Raw genomic sequence first — 14,774 nt, 5'->3', positions numbered from 1 at the left:
AAATAAATAGTGACGCGCTTCGCAACCTTAAATCCGGACAATAAATAAACTGGTACGCTGAGTTAATATTATGTTAACGACTTGTTTATTAACCGGGGCTGTGATGACGACGAACACGCATTTCAGAGGTGATGTAGTGAAGAAGGTTTGGCTTAACCGTTATCCTGCGGATGTGCCTGCAGAGATAAATCCTGACCGTTATCAATCCCTGGTTGAACTGTTTGAAAACTCCGTGACGCGCTACGCCGATCAGCCTGCGTTTGTGAACATGGGTGAGGTGATGACCTTCCGTAAGCTGGAAGAGCGCAGCCGGGCATTTGCGGCCTACCTGCAACAGGGTTTAGGCCTGAAGAAAGGTGACCGGGTAGCGCTGATGATGCCTAACCTGCTGCAGTATCCGGTGGCGCTGTTTGGTATCCTGCGCGCCGGGATGATCGTGGTTAACGTCAACCCGCTCTATACCCCGCGCGAGCTGGAGCACCAGCTGAACGACAGCGGTGCGGCGGCGATTGTGATTGTCTCCAACTTCGCGCACACCCTGGAAAAAGTGGTCGACAAGACCCAGGTCAAACACGTCATTCTGACGCGGATGGGCGATCAGCTCTCCACCGCCAAAGGGACGCTGGTTAACTTTGTTGTTAAATACGTCAAACGTCTGGTGCCTAAATATCATCTGCCGGACGCCATCTCCTTCCGCCGGGCGCTGCACAACGGCTACCGGATGCAGTACGTTAAACCGGAAGTGGTGCCGCAGGATCTGGCCTTCCTGCAGTACACCGGTGGCACCACCGGGGTGGCGAAAGGGGCGATGCTCACCCACCGCAACATGCTGGCGAACCTCGAACAGGTCAATGCCACCTACGGCCCGCTGCTGCATCGCGGCAAAGAGCTGGTGATCACCGCGCTGCCGCTCTACCACATCTTCGCCCTGACCATGAACTGCCTGCTGTTTATCGAGCTTGGCGGCCAGAACGTGCTCATCACCAACCCGCGGGATATTCCCGGCCTGGTGAAAGAGCTGGCGAAATATCCGTTTACCGCCATGACCGGGGTGAATACCCTCTTCAACGCCCTGCTGAACAACAAAGAGTTCCAGCAGCTCGACTTCTCGACCCTGCATCTGTCAGCGGGCGGCGGGATGCCGGTACAGCAGGCGGTGGCCGAGCGCTGGGTCAAACTCACCGGGCAGTATCTGCTGGAGGGCTATGGCCTGACCGAGTGCGCTCCGCTGGTGAGCGTCAACCCGCACGATATCGACTACCACAGCGGCAGCATCGGCCTGCCGGTGCCTTCCACCGAAGCCAAACTGGTGGATGACAACGATAACGAAGTGCCGCATGGCGAACCGGGAGAACTGTGCGTGAGAGGGCCGCAGGTGATGCTGGGCTACTGGCAGCGTCCGGACGCCACCGACGAAATCATCAAAGATGGCTGGCTGCACACCGGTGACATTGCGGTGATGGATGACGAAGGTTTCCTGCGCATCGTCGATCGTAAAAAAGACATGATCCTGGTCTCCGGGTTCAACGTCTATCCGAACGAGATTGAAGACGTGGTAATGCAGCACAACGGCGTACTGGAGGTGGCCGCGGTAGGCGTTCCGGCAGGCAGCAGCGGTGAAACGGTCAAAATCTTTGTGGTGAAAAAAGATCCTGACCTCAGCGAAGAGGCGCTGATTACCTTCTGTCGTCGCCAGCTGACCGGCTACAAAGTGCCGAAACTGGTGGAGTTTCGCGACGAACTGCCAAAATCGAACGTCGGGAAGATATTACGACGAGAATTACGTGACGAAGCGCGCGCCAAAGTAGACAATAAAGCCTGAGCTTCGTGTTAGTCACCCCAAAACGCTGGCCTGGCCAGCGTTTTTTTATGGGCGCAAACCAAAGAGAATATGATTTGAATTACCAGATGATCACCACCAACGACGAGCTGGCTTCGCTGTGCGATGTCACCCGTGACGCACCCGCCATCGCGCTGGATACCGAATTTGTCCGTACCCGCACCTATTACCCGCAGCTGGGTCTGATCCAGATGTATGACGGAAAAAATGTGTCGCTTATCGACCCGCTGGGGATCACCGACTGGGCGCCAATGCGTGCGCTGCTGCTGAATACCGCCATCACTAAATATCTGCATGCCGGAAGTGAAGATCTGGAAGTTTTCCTCAATACCTTCGGCATCATGCCGGAGCCGCTGATCGACACCCAGATCCTCGCTGCCTTTGCCGGTCGCCCGCTGTCATGGGGTTTTGCCGCCATGGTGGAAGAGTACACCGGGCTGGCGATCGACAAGAGCGAATCCCGCACCGACTGGCTGGCGCGCCCGCTGACCGAACGCCAGCTCGACTACGCGGCGGCGGATGTGTTCTACCTGCTGCCGATTGCCGGTCAACTGATGAAAGAGGCTGAAGCCTCCGGCTGGCTGCCTGCTGCCCTCAATGAGTGCCGGATGACGCAGCTGCGTCGTCAGGAGACCACCGATCCGAAAGAGGCATGGCGCGATATCAGCAACGCCTGGCAGCTGCGCACCCGCCAGCTGGCCTGTCTGCAACTGCTGGCCGAATGGCGTCTGCGTAAGGCGCGCGAGCGCGACCTGGCGGTGAACTTTGTGGTGCGTGAAGAGCATCTGTGGGCCGTGGCGCGTTACATGCCGGGTAGCTTGGGCGAGCTGGACAGCATCGGCCTTTCCGGTTCGGAGATCCGCTTCCACGGTAAAACCCTGCTGGCGCTGGTGGAGAAGGCGCAGGCGTTGCCGGAAGAGGCATTGCCGCAGCCGCTGTTGAACCTGATGGATATGCCGGGTTATCGCAAAGCGTTTAAGGCGATTAAAGCCCTGGTGCAGGAAGTGGCAGCGGAGAGCAAAGTCAGCGCCGAGCTGCTGGCCTCACGTCGTCAGATCAACCAGCTGCTGAACGCGCACTGGAAGCTGAAGCCGCAGAACGGTACGCCGGAGCTGATGGCAGGCTGGCGCGGAGAACTGATGGCCGATCGCCTGAACGCGCTACTGGAAGCGTATCCGCAGTAATCGCCCCGGTGGGGAACCGTAGGCCGGGCAAGCGCAGCGCCGCCCGGCATCAGGCACGGTTATGAACGTGACTCTTCCGCTTCCGGCAGGGTCACGTTGAGCTCCAGAATCGAGATATCCCCGTCCTTTTGCTCCAGCTGTACGGTTACCATTTCCGGGTCAATCTGCACGTACTTACAGATCACTTCCAGAATATCTTTGCGCAGCTGCGGCAGGTAATGCGGTTCAGCGTCGCTGCGGCGGCGTTCTGCCACGATGATCTGCAGACGCTCTTTTGCGATGTTAGCGGTGCTTTTTTTCCGCGAGAGAAAAAAGTCCAGTAATGCCATAACTTATCCTCCGAACAGGCGTTTGAGGAAACCTTTCTTCTCTTCTTCGATGAAGCGGAAAGGACGTTCTTCTCCGAGCAGACGATCTACCGTGTCCGCATACGCTTTACCGGCGTCTGCGTTAGCGTCGAGGATAACCGGTTCACCCTGGTTAGAGGCGCGCAGCACGGATTGATCTTCCGGGATGACGCCAACCAGTTTGATACGCAGGATCTCGAGCACGTCTTCCATACTCAGCATATCACCTTTATTAACGCGACCCGGATTATAACGAGTCAGCAGCAGGTGCTCTTTAATCGGTTCCTGGCCATTTTCCGCACGGCGGGATTTCGAGGCGAGGATCCCTAAAATACGGTCGGAGTCGCGTACGGACGACACTTCCGGGTTGGTGGTGATGATGGCTTCATCGGCGAAGTAGAGCGCCATCAGCGCGCCGGTTTCGATGCCTGCCGGTGAATCGCAGACCACGAAATCGAACTCCATCTTTTTCAGCTCATCGAGCACCTTTTCCACACCTTCACGGGTCAGCGCATCCTTGTCGCGCGTCTGTGAAGCGGGAAGAATATAGAGATTGTCGGTACGTTTATCTTTAATCATCGCCTGATTCAGCGTGGCGTCACCCTGAATCACGTTCACAAAATCGTACACCACGCGGCGTTCACAACCCATAATCAGGTCAAGGTTACGCAAGCCGATATCGAAATCAATAACGACGGTTTTCTTTCCCTTCTGGGCCAAACCTGTAGCGATGGCCGCGCTGGAGGTGGTCTTGCCAACGCCTCCTTTACCCGAAGTAACAACAATAATGCGTGCCATAGAAATTCCTTGTTAAAAAGGGATCAATTCAACGGTTGAACGGTCAAAGCGTTGTCTGCCAGCCGCAGACGTGCCGCTTTGCCAGAAAATTCGGCCGGGATGTTATCACTCAGCCAGTAAACACCTGCGATGGAGACCAGCTCCGCCTCCAGGTGGGTACAAAAAATTTGCGCATCGCGATCGCCGCTGGCACCCGCCAGCGCACGGCCTCGCATTGAGCCATAAATATGGATATTGCCATCCGCAATCAGCTCCGCCCCTGCGCTGACGTGGTTGGTCACAATCAGGTCACAGTTTGGCGCATAAATGCGCTGACCGGAACGCACCGGAAGATCAATCAATCGCGTTTTTGTGACAGGGGTAACAGGGAGTTCTGGCGGGGCAGGGGGCTCTGCGCGCGGGGCTTTGTCTTTGCCTTCGTTCAGCAGTGGAAGACCCGCCCGATCGATTTCGGCTTTCAGCTCAGCGTCTTTGCAGCCACTGATGCCCACAATCCGCAGGCCGGTGGCGGTGACCGCCTGTTGCAAATGGTGCCAGTTAACCGGCGCTTCGAGGCCGCTTACGTTAATGACCACCGGCGCATGGGTAAGAAATGCGGGCGCCTGCGCGATTTTGTCTTCTAACGCCTGACGAATAACCTCGGGTTTTGCTTCATGCAAATGAACCACTGATAAGGTGAAGCTACTGCCTTTAAGCTCGATGGGCGTGTTTGACATCCTGGCCTTACTCAATTTGCTTTTACCACGACGTGTGCGCCGTGATATTCCGAAGAGTATCAGGCATGTTATAGTCACAATTATATTGAGGCAAGTCACCCTCCCGCTTAATTCAGAGTAAATATCTATTTTATTTTTGCATGCGTTTTCCGCACACTTCAAAAATATCTACCTTTATCAGCCAGTTGCACGTTTGTTTTTGGTTCTCCTTATTTTCAACTCATCTTCGTGTGTCAAAAACGTGACAGAATCGACGAATTTATTAAGATGCTCGGCGCTCAGGTGAGCGTATTTTTTCACCATCTCCAGAGTTTCCCATCCGCCCATCTCTTTCAACATCATCAAGGGCGTTCCGTTCTGGATGTGCCAACTTGCCCAAGTATGTCGTAAATCGTGAAAACGGAAGTCTGGGATTTGTGCAGCCTCGAGGGCCCGGTTAAACTCTTTCCGTTCGATATCCTTCAACCGTTCACCATTAACCGAGAAGACGTACTCACAGGACATATCGCATTCGCGTAAAATCCTGATCGCTTCATCGTTTAAGGGTAGCGCTCTGGCCCGGCCTGATTTTGCATTCTCAGCGGTGACCATCGCATTACGATTTTCGGTATCGACATTCTCCCACTTCAGAGAAAGTATCTCTCCGCGCCGCGCTCCGGTAAGCAGGGCAAAGGAGACGATCCTCCTCAGCAGGTCAGACTGGATCGCGTCAATCAGATCCCTGGCCTGCCACTTCCTCATCCACTTAACACGCACCTTCGGCTCTCTCAGCTCGGGAACGTATGGGCGCTGATCAATCCATCCATGCTTCAGCGCCAGAGAAAACGCTCGGACGATGAAAGCCCGGTAACGGTTGATGGTTCCGTTCTCCAGCGGGTACCGCGATTTGTGCTGAGAATGAGTTGGCATCTTCCGGGCAATTTCTTCACCCTTGATGCTGGTTATCGCCCGGCCCTTAAACACGGCCAGCCAGTATTTGGCATAGCCCTTTTTAGAACCGTATAGCGTCTGGTCTTCCGCATCCTTGAGGGCCAGGATTATGATCTCCTCAAACAGATGTTCCTTCCTTTTATCCAGCCGCGACTCATTCCACAACTCATGCTTCAGCTTGTCGTGGTACTCCTTCGCTTTTGCCTTTTCTTCGGTGCCAGCAGAATGTCTAACTCGCGTTCCATCTGGAGCTGAGATATCAACCCAGTAGTTTTTCCCTCTTTTGTAGATCGGCATTTTGAATGCTCCTTACCGACCACAGCCAGCCGGAAGATATTGTTAGTTGTTTGGGAGAACTTTTCCACGCTTTCTTCGCTTGCCCGCCATGAGCCGCCGACCTTAAACATGTGATAGCGCGATGGGTTCCGGTAGATAGTGCTGGGAGATACGTTGATCCGTGCCGCCAGTTCCGGCACTTTCATGAACGGTTTTTCGCTTGCCATTGGCTTACTCCAGGCAAAAAAAATGCCCTCGCAATGGAGGGCTGAAAGGGGGATAACGTGGCAGTGCATTCGCACCCAATAGCCGACTCAGTGAATCAGCTATCAGTTGCGTCAATCATTCTGCTGGTTAGCGATGTCGTAAAACTGCCCGTAAGTAATTTTCTGAAAGTTTCCCGGTATCTCTACTTCGCCGTGCCGCTCTTCTTTATTGTTCGGGATAGCGAATACCAAGCAATCATCACGGCCCGGGTGCTTACCGCCATACGTGGATAGCATCGCGAAACCGAAGCCCCGACCGGAAGGGCCGCCAATTCCAGTGCGCATAATTCCGAAGTGGTTAACGATGTAGTCCTTCCACTCAGGCAAGGATTTCAACTTTTTGTTGGCCTCATCCCTTACCGCATCGAGCTCTTTGTTGAAAGCGCGACCATCTTTTGTATTCCCCTTTCCCCTTCCTAGAACCACTCGCTTACCATCAAAAATTTCTTCGCGCTTAATGGTCATGGGGCAGGGAAATTGATATTCCTTCTCCCACACAAATCCACTAAGCATCCCTCCGCTGCCACCCCATCCGCTAGTGGTTGTCCACGCAATGGCCCCGACCTTTTCGGCTGCTTCAGGGAGAATAGAATTACGCTGCTCTGCGATGGAGTCATACCCTGCAATAAGCGACTTCACTTCATCGCCCTCAACCATGTAGTAATCATAAAATTTGCTTTGGTCTGACATAATCTCTCCTCATGCCGCACGCATAGCGCGCAGCGATTTAATGTGCTCGCTCGTTTCCAGTTCGGCGCGGATCTGCTCCGCCTCCCGGTGGTCGAGTGGCTCAAAGTCTTGGTTAAATCTGTCGATTGACGCGGTGTTGATCCGGCCCTGTCGCCAGTAGCGGACTACTTCTGATGTGCTGCTGTGGATAATGACGGGCCAGCCGTGCTGGTCAGCGAATATCTGACCGCGCTGGATTAGTTTGAACATTGGCTGACTCCTGCATTTTGAGGAAGACAATCATTGCTGCGCGGAGAGGGCGTGGGTGTGCTTCTCCGTCAATCTGCCATTCAACACCGTCAACCCAGTACGCATCTGATGACGCAAGCCACATCCCATGCTCATACTCATATTTGACGAGTGAAATGCCATTGCTTAGGATAATCGGCCATGCGTCCGCCGGGTTGTTGCAGTAGTCGAACGCCTTATTCGCGTATCCAGTGTCTTCATCCCACTCAACGCCAACCAATGAAGATCCGAGCTTTGCAATGTCGCAGTCATCAGGAGGAAATCCGTGGGCGATTGCTACAGCCCGGTTTATCTCGAAATCACTCATCTTGCTGTAATCCATCACACCTCCTCCACATACAGCGACCAACCACTGATGGCGTCAACCCATCGCTTTGTTTTTCGCCCAAGGCCATGCGTCCCCATGCGAAGAACCGCCTCCTTCCCTGCAACATCGACAACTTTGTAGAGAAAGCCCCGCGGCGACTGCCATACCTCGCCAACCTGGAAGCGTTCACCCTTAATTATTTCCCCCGCCATCACATCCCCCTTTGCTTCTTCCGAAATTCCTGCTCACCCTGGCAATCAACGCACATCGTGCATCCCGGATACGCTTTCCGGCGCGCATCGCTGAGCTGTTCATCGCACTCAACACAGTGCGTTGCCGATACCGCATCACGGTTAATCCTGTGAGCACTCAACGCAGCATTACGCTGCAACTCTTCGACGGCTGATGCGTCGTCTGCAATATCTGCCATTAATCACTCCCGCTTAGCCTATTTCTTTGGAATTAAGTTTCCCGCAGTGCATGCACTGGAGCGTATGGAGAGTCGCTATCCTATTCGGCCTGCTATCTGTAGATGACTTGTAGTAATGCCTTTCATTTGAGATGATTACAGACCACTGATGCATGCCGAAAAAGCACCGCCAGTTTCTTTTGTCTTCCATGGTCAGTGCTCCCTGAACTGTCGGTTAATCCTGCTGACGGCAAACGCCAGCAATAAAAAAGGCCGTATTAGCGACCCGGTGATTTGTGCTGTCATGCGGCGTCCTCAATCTGGTTTAAGCATGGAGAATGCTGCCGCCGCCACTCTTGGAACCTGTCCATTGCCAAGGGCTTTAATTCTGTCCACCCGATGGGCCATCCCATTAGCCACTCTTCCCACTCCGGGTTGAGCAGGCCACCAACCTGGTCGTTGAGGTTCCGGGATCTCCGTGGGTCGTTCCATCTCGCCAGTGAGCCCGAGCGGTAATCTCTCGCCTGCGGGGTTGCGAACTTCTCGCCCGACCAGCCATAGGCGATCTCTTTTATGAGGCGCGCCAAATTCTTCTGCTGAAATACGGCTCCACTGGCAGTCATACCCAATTTCGGCAAGGTCACTGATGACCAGTGCAAGGCCTCTCCCAATAAGCAGTGGTGAGTTTTCCACGAAGACGAATCGAGGTCGTACTTCACTGATGATTCTTGCCATTTCCCGCCATAGCCCTGACTTGTTTCCATCAATGCCAGCGCCGCGACCGGCCGAGCTAATGTCCTGGCACGGAAATCCGCCAGAAACGACATCAACAATTCCTCGCCACGGCTTGCCGTCAAAACTGCACACGTCAGACCAAATCGGGAAAGGTCGGAGGATTCCATCATTTTGTCGTTGCGCGAGAACTTGTGCGGCGTAGGCATCACGTTCAACTGCGCAAACTGTTCTCCAGCCAAGGAGGTGTCCGCCGAGTATTCCTCCGCCAGCGCCAGCGAAAATAGCCAACTCATTCACATAACCCCCTAATCATGACTCCACTCCATAGCGGCCCTGCATGCGGCCAATTTTGCTGATGAATCCAAGCTTATCGATGCCGATGGCGGCTATCTTCTGATAGCGCTTGTCGAGGATGGCCGGAACCACGGCGTTCCATTTGGGTTTTGGTCTGGCCTTCATTGCCTGGCGGATTTCAGCCACGCATTTTTTGCACTGTGACCGGATGGCATTTTCATCTTCAGCCTTCATGCTGCCTCCCTCCGGGCGAGAAGTTTCGCTCCGAAAGTCATTAATACGTCTCGCTCTACCGTTGTGAACTCGCAGTGAGTGCGCGGAAATGGGCGCCAGATGATCAGCATCGAACCTTTATTGTTCCCCGAGACAGGCTTACCAGTGACTGGGTTAATGAATGCCAGCCGCCCGGCAGTGATGAATCGCACCTCGCTCGCCGTCTCGATAGCCTCACGGAACCAGCCGACTGATGTATCAGCCGGAACCAGCATGACGGTGCCGATCTGGTTCTTGCTCTCCGCTGCGGCTTTTTTCACGAATGGCGTGATGTCGCTGTAAGGTGGATTGAGCCACGCATAGCCGGGGATGGTGAGGTAATCTGCCCACGGTGTTTCCAGTGTGTTCTGCTCAGCAGTGATGAACTTGCGACATAGCGCGTTATGCGGCGCTGCGGCGGCATCCAGCTGAAAGCAAAACTCAGCATCCAGCGCGGCAAACAGTGCCGGTGGTGTGCGCCATAAATCACGCTGATCTGCTGGCGTGTTACTTCCGGTGTAATCGGTCATGCCGCCTCCTGCCTGTTGATAAACTCCTCGGCCAGTCGCTGCGCCTTGAGAGGGTTGCAGATAACATCACCCCATGGCATCAGCCAGCCGTTAGGCCCGACAATGAATGTCAGGCGAAGTCCGTGAACTACTATGTCGTCGTGAGCGTGTTTCATCAGTCGTTCCTCACATGACCGAAGCGACCGATATAGTCACGGTCACGGTCGTTAATGCGTGATGGCTTCATCGGCCCGCACGGTATGAATGTCGGGTAGAAGGAAGCCCTGAGGTTGTTCTGCCAGAGTTGTGACTCGTACCGGCGAAGAGACCGCGCCTCCCAGCAAGCGTCCTCAGCCTGCTCAATTTGCTCTGGCGTTCTGCTATCCACCCGCTTTTTGCCCAACTCCTCCGCAAGGAAGGCGCAGACTCGAGCGATCACTTCATCCTTCGATTCCAGTTTTTTGGGCGCGCGAAAGTAACCCGCCCCTTGAGGAGGTTGTGACATTTGGTGTTCCTTAACGGAGGGTTATTTGACTAACTTCTGCCAAATAGCAGAGACATACTTGGCCTGATGAATGGCATCATCTAGCGCGCTGTGGCGGGTGCCTTCGAATGGCATATCGCGCTTAGGGTCGAAGCCGATCGCTTTACCCATCTCGACTACGGTGCGCACATCGCGGTCATTCCACCATTGCCATGGCGCTTCCTGCCCGGTCAGTGCATAGCTATTGCGGAGAATGACGCAGTCGAACGATGCGCCGTTGCCCCACACCTGAACGAATCGCGGCTTTGAGTGCTTGGCGATGAAATCAGATAGCCAACCCAGAGCGGTGGAAAGCTCTTCGGTGTCACTGGTTAACGCCTTTCGGGCGGCTTCGCCTTGCTCCATCCACCACAGAATTGTTGAGGCATCAGGTCGGGCACGGAACCTCATTGATGACTCAAGCGATACGTTTACCTGGAAGTCATCGCCAGTGGCCCCGGTATTCGGATCGAAGAATACAGCGCCAATGGAGATGATCGGCGCATATGGCCCGTTACCCATAGTTTCGAGGTCAATCATTAAGTGGTTCATATCTTTCCTTAAAATGGGATATCGTCGTCAAAATCCATTGGAGGCTCATTTGATTGAGCGGGGGCCGAGCGTTGTTGCTGACGAGGTTGACCGTTACCGGAAGAGTTGCCTGATTGCTGCTGACCACTTCCCGCCAGTGCGCCTGCCTGTCGTCCACCGAGCATCTGCATTACCCCGCCGACGTTGACCAGCACCTCCGTGGTGTACTTCTCTGTGCCTGACTGATCCGTCCATTTACGGGTGCGTAGCTGGCCTTCGATATAAACCTGCGAGCCCTTGCGGAGATATTCGCCAGCCACTTCTGCTAACTTGCCGAACAGCACCACGCGATGCCATTCGGTCTGCTCTTTCTGCTCACCTGTCGCCTTATCTCGCCACGATTCAGAAGTCGCCAGGGTGATGTTGGCTACTGCTCCACCGCTGGGCAGATAACGAACCTCAGGATCCTGCCCGAGGTTGCCAACCAGAATTACTTTGTTGATACCTTTGCTTGCCATTTATGCCGCCTGTTTTAGTTCTTTAAGTCGGATGCCGGTTACGTCTTTGCATTTCGCCTGATGGTCAGCAAACCCATTAAGTCGTGACCATGTGGTGGCGTATTGCGCCTGCAATTTTTTGCTGTCGTTTTCAGTACTGGCGTACTGAGTAAATTCAGCGAGAATTTGATCGGCATCTGCCGGTTGCACCTGATGGGTTTCGGCATCCGCGTCGATTGCAGTTTCCTCGGTTGGGATGCAAAACGCCTGAAACGCCGCGTATTTGTATGCTATCGACATGGCCTTGTTTGTGGCCTTGTCGCCGCTATCCATCGCTTCACCATAGGTGGTGACGGTGTGGATGCTGCCGTCCTCGGTGCTGACGAAATCGAAGTCGCCACGAACCGTGATGTAGAACAGCGCACCGCCATTTTTGCTGGTTCGCTCGACGCTGGTGCGTTCGGTGTAGCGGGGTAGGATCAGGAGTTTGTTTTTTACCAACTCCGGGGCCAGCGCGTTGTAAATGTCGTCGATACCACGAAACGCGTAATTGACCTGGCTGCCTTGTTTTTTCTCCTTCCGGATCCCCTGCTCAGCAAGGGCGGAAGCAACGCCACTTATTGCGGCGTAAACCTTCTTCTCTGTCATGTGAAATCTCCTGCAAATTCTGCCCAACTGATCACCGGGTTCTGGCGTTCTGCAGCCAGGTTAACCGGCTCGTCATCTTCATCCGGCGTATCGGGGATCACGTCACGCATCAGCCTGACGAAAGCATCGTCATCCCTGCGTTCCATAGCACTCATGCTGCACGCTCCTGGTGAAGGACGGTATATCCCTGCTCAGCCAGCCATTCGATGATGACAGCGCCATCCAGCTGGTTAAGCACCTCTCTGGTGTCGATGGTGCCAGCCAGCGTCACGCCTTCAAGCTCAAGCCTGATGGTGTTGTGCTGACCTACAGACGTGCGCATCTCTGCGCACTCGCATGTGATGTTCATGGGTTACCTCAATAATTAATTTCGACGCGGGGGATCAGGTCGTCTTTCATCACGGAAAGGACTTCAATCGCCTGCTCGCGGGTGAGGCTGGTATGTGCGGTCAGCGCGTTGACGATGGCGGTGCCGACTGTTTTGCGGTGGTTGACATCAGCCTGACGCGCTGCCAGTTCATCAGCGATGCGCTTCTCTTCCGCCAGACGAGCCGCTTCTTTCTGCTCGGCCTCACGCTTAATGCGATCTGCTTCTTCCTGTGCCTTACGCTGCTCGGCGGCAATAGCTTCCTGCTTTTCACGTTCAGCCTGCTCAAGCGCCGCCTTCTTATCTGCTTCTGCCTTCTGCTCGGCGGCCACACGGTCACGTTCCGCTTGCTCCGCTTTGAGCTTTAATTCAGCTTCGCGACGGGCAGCATCGGCGCGTTCACGCTCTGCTTTCTCTTCCGCTTCGCGCTTAGCTTGTTCCGCTGCCTGGCGCTTTAACTCTTCTTCGTGAGCAACTCGCTGGCGTTCCGCCTCGGCTTTCTTCTCTGCCGCTTCACGGTCAAACTTGTCGTTCAGGAGTAGAGCCATTTCATGATCGGCTTCTACCTGCTTTTTCAGTGCTTCAAGTGCCGCCTTTTCTTCTGCTTCAATGCGAAGTCGTTCTTCTTCGGCTGCCTTCTCAGCTGCTATGCGCTCCTGCTCGGCCTCCCACTCAGTCAGCGGGCGGCGCACTTCGTCTTTCAGTGCATCGAGTCGTTCACGAACAATGCGGCGGCTCTCGTCGATCTGCTTCGGCAACGCCTTGAGTTCGGCAACGAGGTCTTTACCGGCGTTGTCGATGTAAGTTTTCGAGCGGGCGACCTTGTGGGCCATGGATGCGATGGCGTCACGACCTTTCTTCGTGGTCAGGTCCGGCACCAGGCTGCGGGCTTCTTTCTCGATTTGCTCAAGAAGCGGGTCGAGTTGCTCCTTGGTGGTAAAAACTGCCATCGCGTTCGACTTCTCGATGACGACTAAATCCGTTACTTCACTCATGGGGATCTCCTTAAATTTGCGTAAGCTTCACCCGGCACCGATTGGCTGCCAGATGTGAAATGGGGTGGGGGATTACATGTTGAACGGGACGCGAATGTATTTGCGCTTCTTGAGCGGGAAGAACAGATAGCCGTAATAGCAGTCTTCGCACGGATATGAGCTATGTTGCTCAACCAGAACGTATGGCATCCCGTGAATCGTGTCCTCTTGCTTCTCCAGCCCTGACTCATTTTTCATTTCAATGATTTCAGGGAACCCCAGGGTGCAGTCGTCGTAATACTCTCCGACTCGCTTAATAAACTGAACTAACTCCATGTTCTTCTCCTCAGTGCTGAATTGGCTGACCGGTGCCGTCGAGCAGAACGTCGATAACGCGGTCGTTAACCCGGATTACTTCTGCACCAATATGCAGATACACCCATTTTCGTTCGTGAATGACAGCTGAAACGCGGTAGGTTCGGCCTTCATGCAGCGCCATCATGCCAGGCTCAACACACTGGCGAATGATTGGGGTAGTTCCATAGTGAGAGCCGATCATGACTTCCCCTCCACCTGCTCAAGTAACCCGGCAAACGCCATCTGCTGACGGTTCAGGGTTATGGTCTCGCGCGGCTTCTCGACCGATGAGAGTTTCCACTCGTTATCGTTTAACTCGGTTACGGTATACTGCTTGCCGTTATGGGTGACTGTCATGAGGCCTCCCGATCTGATTTCTTCACATCGAGTAAGCCGATGTCATAAGCCTGCTTGGCTTCCTTGTGGTCAACCAACTGGCCGTTAACCGTGTTGGCGACATCACTAACCGGGCTGCCCGGCTGGAACCATCCCGTTTCTTCCTCTCGCGGCGTTAACTCGCGATTATCAAGGCTGCTAATTTCAGACGCCCAACACTGAGGACAGTAGTAAGGCCCGCACTGAACCATCCCGATCCCCACATCGCAGTGGTCAGCCTCGCAGCTGTCGAATCCGCAATACGGGCAAATAGCCAGGTCAGGATGGTAGACATTGCGATGGTTGGTACTGTACTGATGCTTTCCGATTCCAGTGCTCATACTCTCTCCGCCCGTTGGGCTGCTGAACTAGTGCAGACGCGTCGTTGACACGCACTAAAGGGTTAGCGGTGGATGGCCGCCGTCTCATAACGTGATCCACTCAGTGAATGGGTCAGGGTATGAGGTATGAAAAAAGCCGCTGATTAGGCGGCTTCAGTTACTTCCAAATTTTGCAGGGATGCTCCAGCAACCCACGCCCAATACATCCAGTGGTCTCGGGCATCACCTTCATCCTCAGCCTCTATCACCCGGTCAAACGGTTCGTCATTCCACTTCCCGGTGCAGCGAAACTGATTGCCTCCCTCCATACCCTTACCCTC

The 14,774-nt window shown here is 54.4% G+C and carries 26 protein-coding genes; 2 read left to right on the top strand and 24 right to left on the bottom strand.

Going from position 1 to position 14,774, the window contains the following annotated elements; genetic code table 11:
* The first annotated feature begins 136 nt into the window (after positions 1–136).
* Positions 137–1,822 carry a long-chain-fatty-acid--CoA ligase FadD gene (gene fadD, locus SOM40_RS14090; RefSeq protein WP_146145510.1) on the top strand — a complete coding sequence of 562 codons (1,686 nt, stop codon included), beginning with the start codon at positions 137–139 and terminating at the stop codon, positions 1,820–1,822.
* 74 nt (positions 1,823–1,896) lie between these two features.
* Positions 1,897–3,024: a ribonuclease D gene (gene rnd / locus SOM40_RS14085; RefSeq protein WP_320530222.1), complete on the top strand. Its 1,128-nt coding sequence runs from the start codon at positions 1,897–1,899 to the stop codon at positions 3,022–3,024.
* 59 nt (positions 3,025–3,083) lie between these two features.
* Here rnd and minE read toward each other — a convergent pair whose 3' ends face one another.
* The 24 genes from minE to SOM40_RS13965 form a co-directional block, all read right to left on the bottom strand.
* Positions 3,084–3,353 carry a cell division topological specificity factor MinE gene (gene minE / locus SOM40_RS14080; protein ID WP_032611475.1) on the bottom strand — a complete coding sequence of 90 codons (270 nt, stop codon included), beginning with the start codon at positions 3,351–3,353 and terminating at the stop codon, positions 3,084–3,086.
* Positions 3,354–3,356: 3 nt separating this feature from the next.
* Entirely contained in the window at positions 3,357–4,169 is an 813-nt protein-coding gene (minD, locus tag SOM40_RS14075; RefSeq protein WP_106993274.1) for a septum site-determining protein MinD, read from the bottom strand.
* A 23-nt stretch (positions 4,170–4,192) separates the two neighbouring features.
* Positions 4,193–4,885 carry a septum site-determining protein MinC gene (gene minC / locus SOM40_RS14070; protein ID WP_106993273.1) on the bottom strand — a complete coding sequence of 231 codons (693 nt, stop codon included), beginning with the start codon at positions 4,883–4,885 and terminating at the stop codon, positions 4,193–4,195.
* Positions 4,886–5,062: 177 nt separating this feature from the next.
* Positions 5,063–6,112: a tyrosine-type recombinase/integrase gene (locus SOM40_RS14065; RefSeq protein ID WP_320530221.1), complete on the bottom strand. Its 1,050-nt coding sequence runs from the start codon at positions 6,110–6,112 to the stop codon at positions 5,063–5,065.
* Positions 6,113–6,429: 317 nt separating this feature from the next.
* Entirely contained in the window at positions 6,430–7,047 is a 618-nt protein-coding gene (locus SOM40_RS14060; protein ID WP_320530220.1) for an Eac protein, read from the bottom strand.
* A gap of 9 nt (positions 7,048–7,056) precedes the next feature.
* Positions 7,057–7,296 carry a DUF4222 domain-containing protein gene (locus SOM40_RS14055; RefSeq protein WP_320530219.1) on the bottom strand — a complete coding sequence of 80 codons (240 nt, stop codon included), beginning with the start codon at positions 7,294–7,296 and terminating at the stop codon, positions 7,057–7,059.
* Positions 7,259–7,657, bottom strand: a complete 399-nt coding sequence (locus SOM40_RS14050; protein WP_320530218.1) for a phage protein NinX family protein — start codon at positions 7,655–7,657, stop codon at positions 7,259–7,261. The genes SOM40_RS14055 and SOM40_RS14050 overlap by 38 nt, the downstream gene beginning before the upstream one ends.
* Before the next feature lie 196 nt (positions 7,658–7,853).
* Complete coding sequence (locus SOM40_RS14045; protein WP_320530217.1) at positions 7,854–8,072, bottom strand: TraR/DksA family transcriptional regulator; 219 nt, start codon at positions 8,070–8,072, stop codon at positions 7,854–7,856.
* Positions 8,073–8,366: 294 nt separating this feature from the next.
* On the bottom strand, positions 8,367–9,083 hold the full coding sequence (locus tag SOM40_RS14040) for a DNA cytosine methyltransferase (RefSeq protein ID WP_320530216.1): 717 nt from the start codon (positions 9,081–9,083) through the stop codon (positions 8,367–8,369).
* A gap of 12 nt (positions 9,084–9,095) precedes the next feature.
* Entirely contained in the window at positions 9,096–9,314 is a 219-nt protein-coding gene (locus SOM40_RS14035) for a hypothetical protein (protein WP_320530215.1), read from the bottom strand.
* Positions 9,311–9,862 carry a phage N-6-adenine-methyltransferase gene (locus SOM40_RS14030; RefSeq protein WP_320530214.1) on the bottom strand — a complete coding sequence of 184 codons (552 nt, stop codon included), beginning with the start codon at positions 9,860–9,862 and terminating at the stop codon, positions 9,311–9,313. The genes SOM40_RS14035 and SOM40_RS14030 overlap by 4 nt, the downstream gene beginning before the upstream one ends.
* Positions 9,859–10,017 carry a DUF1317 family protein gene (locus SOM40_RS14025; protein ID WP_320530213.1) on the bottom strand — a complete coding sequence of 53 codons (159 nt, stop codon included), beginning with the start codon at positions 10,015–10,017 and terminating at the stop codon, positions 9,859–9,861. Before SOM40_RS14025 ends, SOM40_RS14030 begins: the two co-directional genes overlap by 4 nt.
* Complete coding sequence (locus SOM40_RS14020) at positions 10,017–10,346, bottom strand: hypothetical protein (protein WP_320530212.1); 330 nt, start codon at positions 10,344–10,346, stop codon at positions 10,017–10,019. The genes SOM40_RS14025 and SOM40_RS14020 overlap by 1 nt, the downstream gene beginning before the upstream one ends.
* Before the next feature lie 21 nt (positions 10,347–10,367).
* A complete protein-coding gene (locus SOM40_RS14015; protein WP_320530211.1) occupies positions 10,368–10,916 on the bottom strand; it encodes a 3'-5' exonuclease in 549 nt (182 codons plus the stop codon).
* An 8-nt stretch (positions 10,917–10,924) separates the two neighbouring features.
* Entirely contained in the window at positions 10,925–11,413 is a 489-nt protein-coding gene (locus SOM40_RS14010) for a single-stranded DNA-binding protein (protein ID WP_320530210.1), read from the bottom strand.
* Positions 11,414–12,040 (bottom strand): ERF family protein, encoded by a 627-nt coding sequence (locus tag SOM40_RS14005; RefSeq protein WP_320530209.1) that lies wholly within the window; start codon positions 12,038–12,040, stop codon positions 11,414–11,416. It abuts the gene before it with no gap.
* Positions 12,037–12,195 (bottom strand): phage-type recombination accessory function protein, encoded by a 159-nt coding sequence (locus SOM40_RS14000; RefSeq protein ID WP_320530208.1) that lies wholly within the window; start codon positions 12,193–12,195, stop codon positions 12,037–12,039. Before SOM40_RS14000 ends, SOM40_RS14005 begins: the two co-directional genes overlap by 4 nt.
* Positions 12,192–12,389, bottom strand: a complete 198-nt coding sequence (locus SOM40_RS13995) for a thioredoxin reductase (protein ID WP_320530207.1) — start codon at positions 12,387–12,389, stop codon at positions 12,192–12,194. Before SOM40_RS13995 ends, SOM40_RS14000 begins: the two co-directional genes overlap by 4 nt.
* An 8-nt stretch (positions 12,390–12,397) precedes the next feature.
* Complete coding sequence (locus SOM40_RS13990) at positions 12,398–13,402, bottom strand: hypothetical protein (protein WP_320530206.1); 1,005 nt, start codon at positions 13,400–13,402, stop codon at positions 12,398–12,400.
* Between the two features lie 72 nt (positions 13,403–13,474).
* Positions 13,475–13,717 carry a hypothetical protein gene (locus tag SOM40_RS13985; RefSeq protein WP_320530205.1) on the bottom strand — a complete coding sequence of 81 codons (243 nt, stop codon included), beginning with the start codon at positions 13,715–13,717 and terminating at the stop codon, positions 13,475–13,477.
* Positions 13,718–13,727: 10 nt separating this feature from the next.
* Positions 13,728–13,937 carry a cell division protein FtsZ gene (locus SOM40_RS13980; RefSeq protein WP_414672278.1) on the bottom strand — a complete coding sequence of 70 codons (210 nt, stop codon included), beginning with the start codon at positions 13,935–13,937 and terminating at the stop codon, positions 13,728–13,730.
* Entirely contained in the window at positions 13,937–14,095 is a 159-nt protein-coding gene (locus SOM40_RS13975; protein ID WP_320530203.1) for a hypothetical protein, read from the bottom strand. The genes SOM40_RS13980 and SOM40_RS13975 overlap by 1 nt, the downstream gene beginning before the upstream one ends.
* Positions 14,092–14,454, bottom strand: coding sequence for a hypothetical protein (locus SOM40_RS13970; RefSeq protein WP_320530202.1), 363 nt, complete (start codon positions 14,452–14,454; stop codon positions 14,092–14,094). Before SOM40_RS13970 ends, SOM40_RS13975 begins: the two co-directional genes overlap by 4 nt.
* 143 nt (positions 14,455–14,597) lie before the next feature.
* Positions 14,598–14,762 (bottom strand): hypothetical protein, encoded by a 165-nt coding sequence (locus SOM40_RS13965; protein WP_320530201.1) that lies wholly within the window; start codon positions 14,760–14,762, stop codon positions 14,598–14,600.
* Positions 14,763–14,774 lie beyond the last annotated feature (12 nt).

This window comes from Leclercia sp. CFBP8987 (assembly GCF_034044995.2).
GTDB lineage: Bacteria > Pseudomonadota > Gammaproteobacteria > Enterobacterales > Enterobacteriaceae > Enterobacter > Enterobacter tamurae.
The sequence above is the reverse complement of the archived record's forward strand: the minus strand, read 5'-3'. Positions and strand labels throughout refer to the sequence as shown.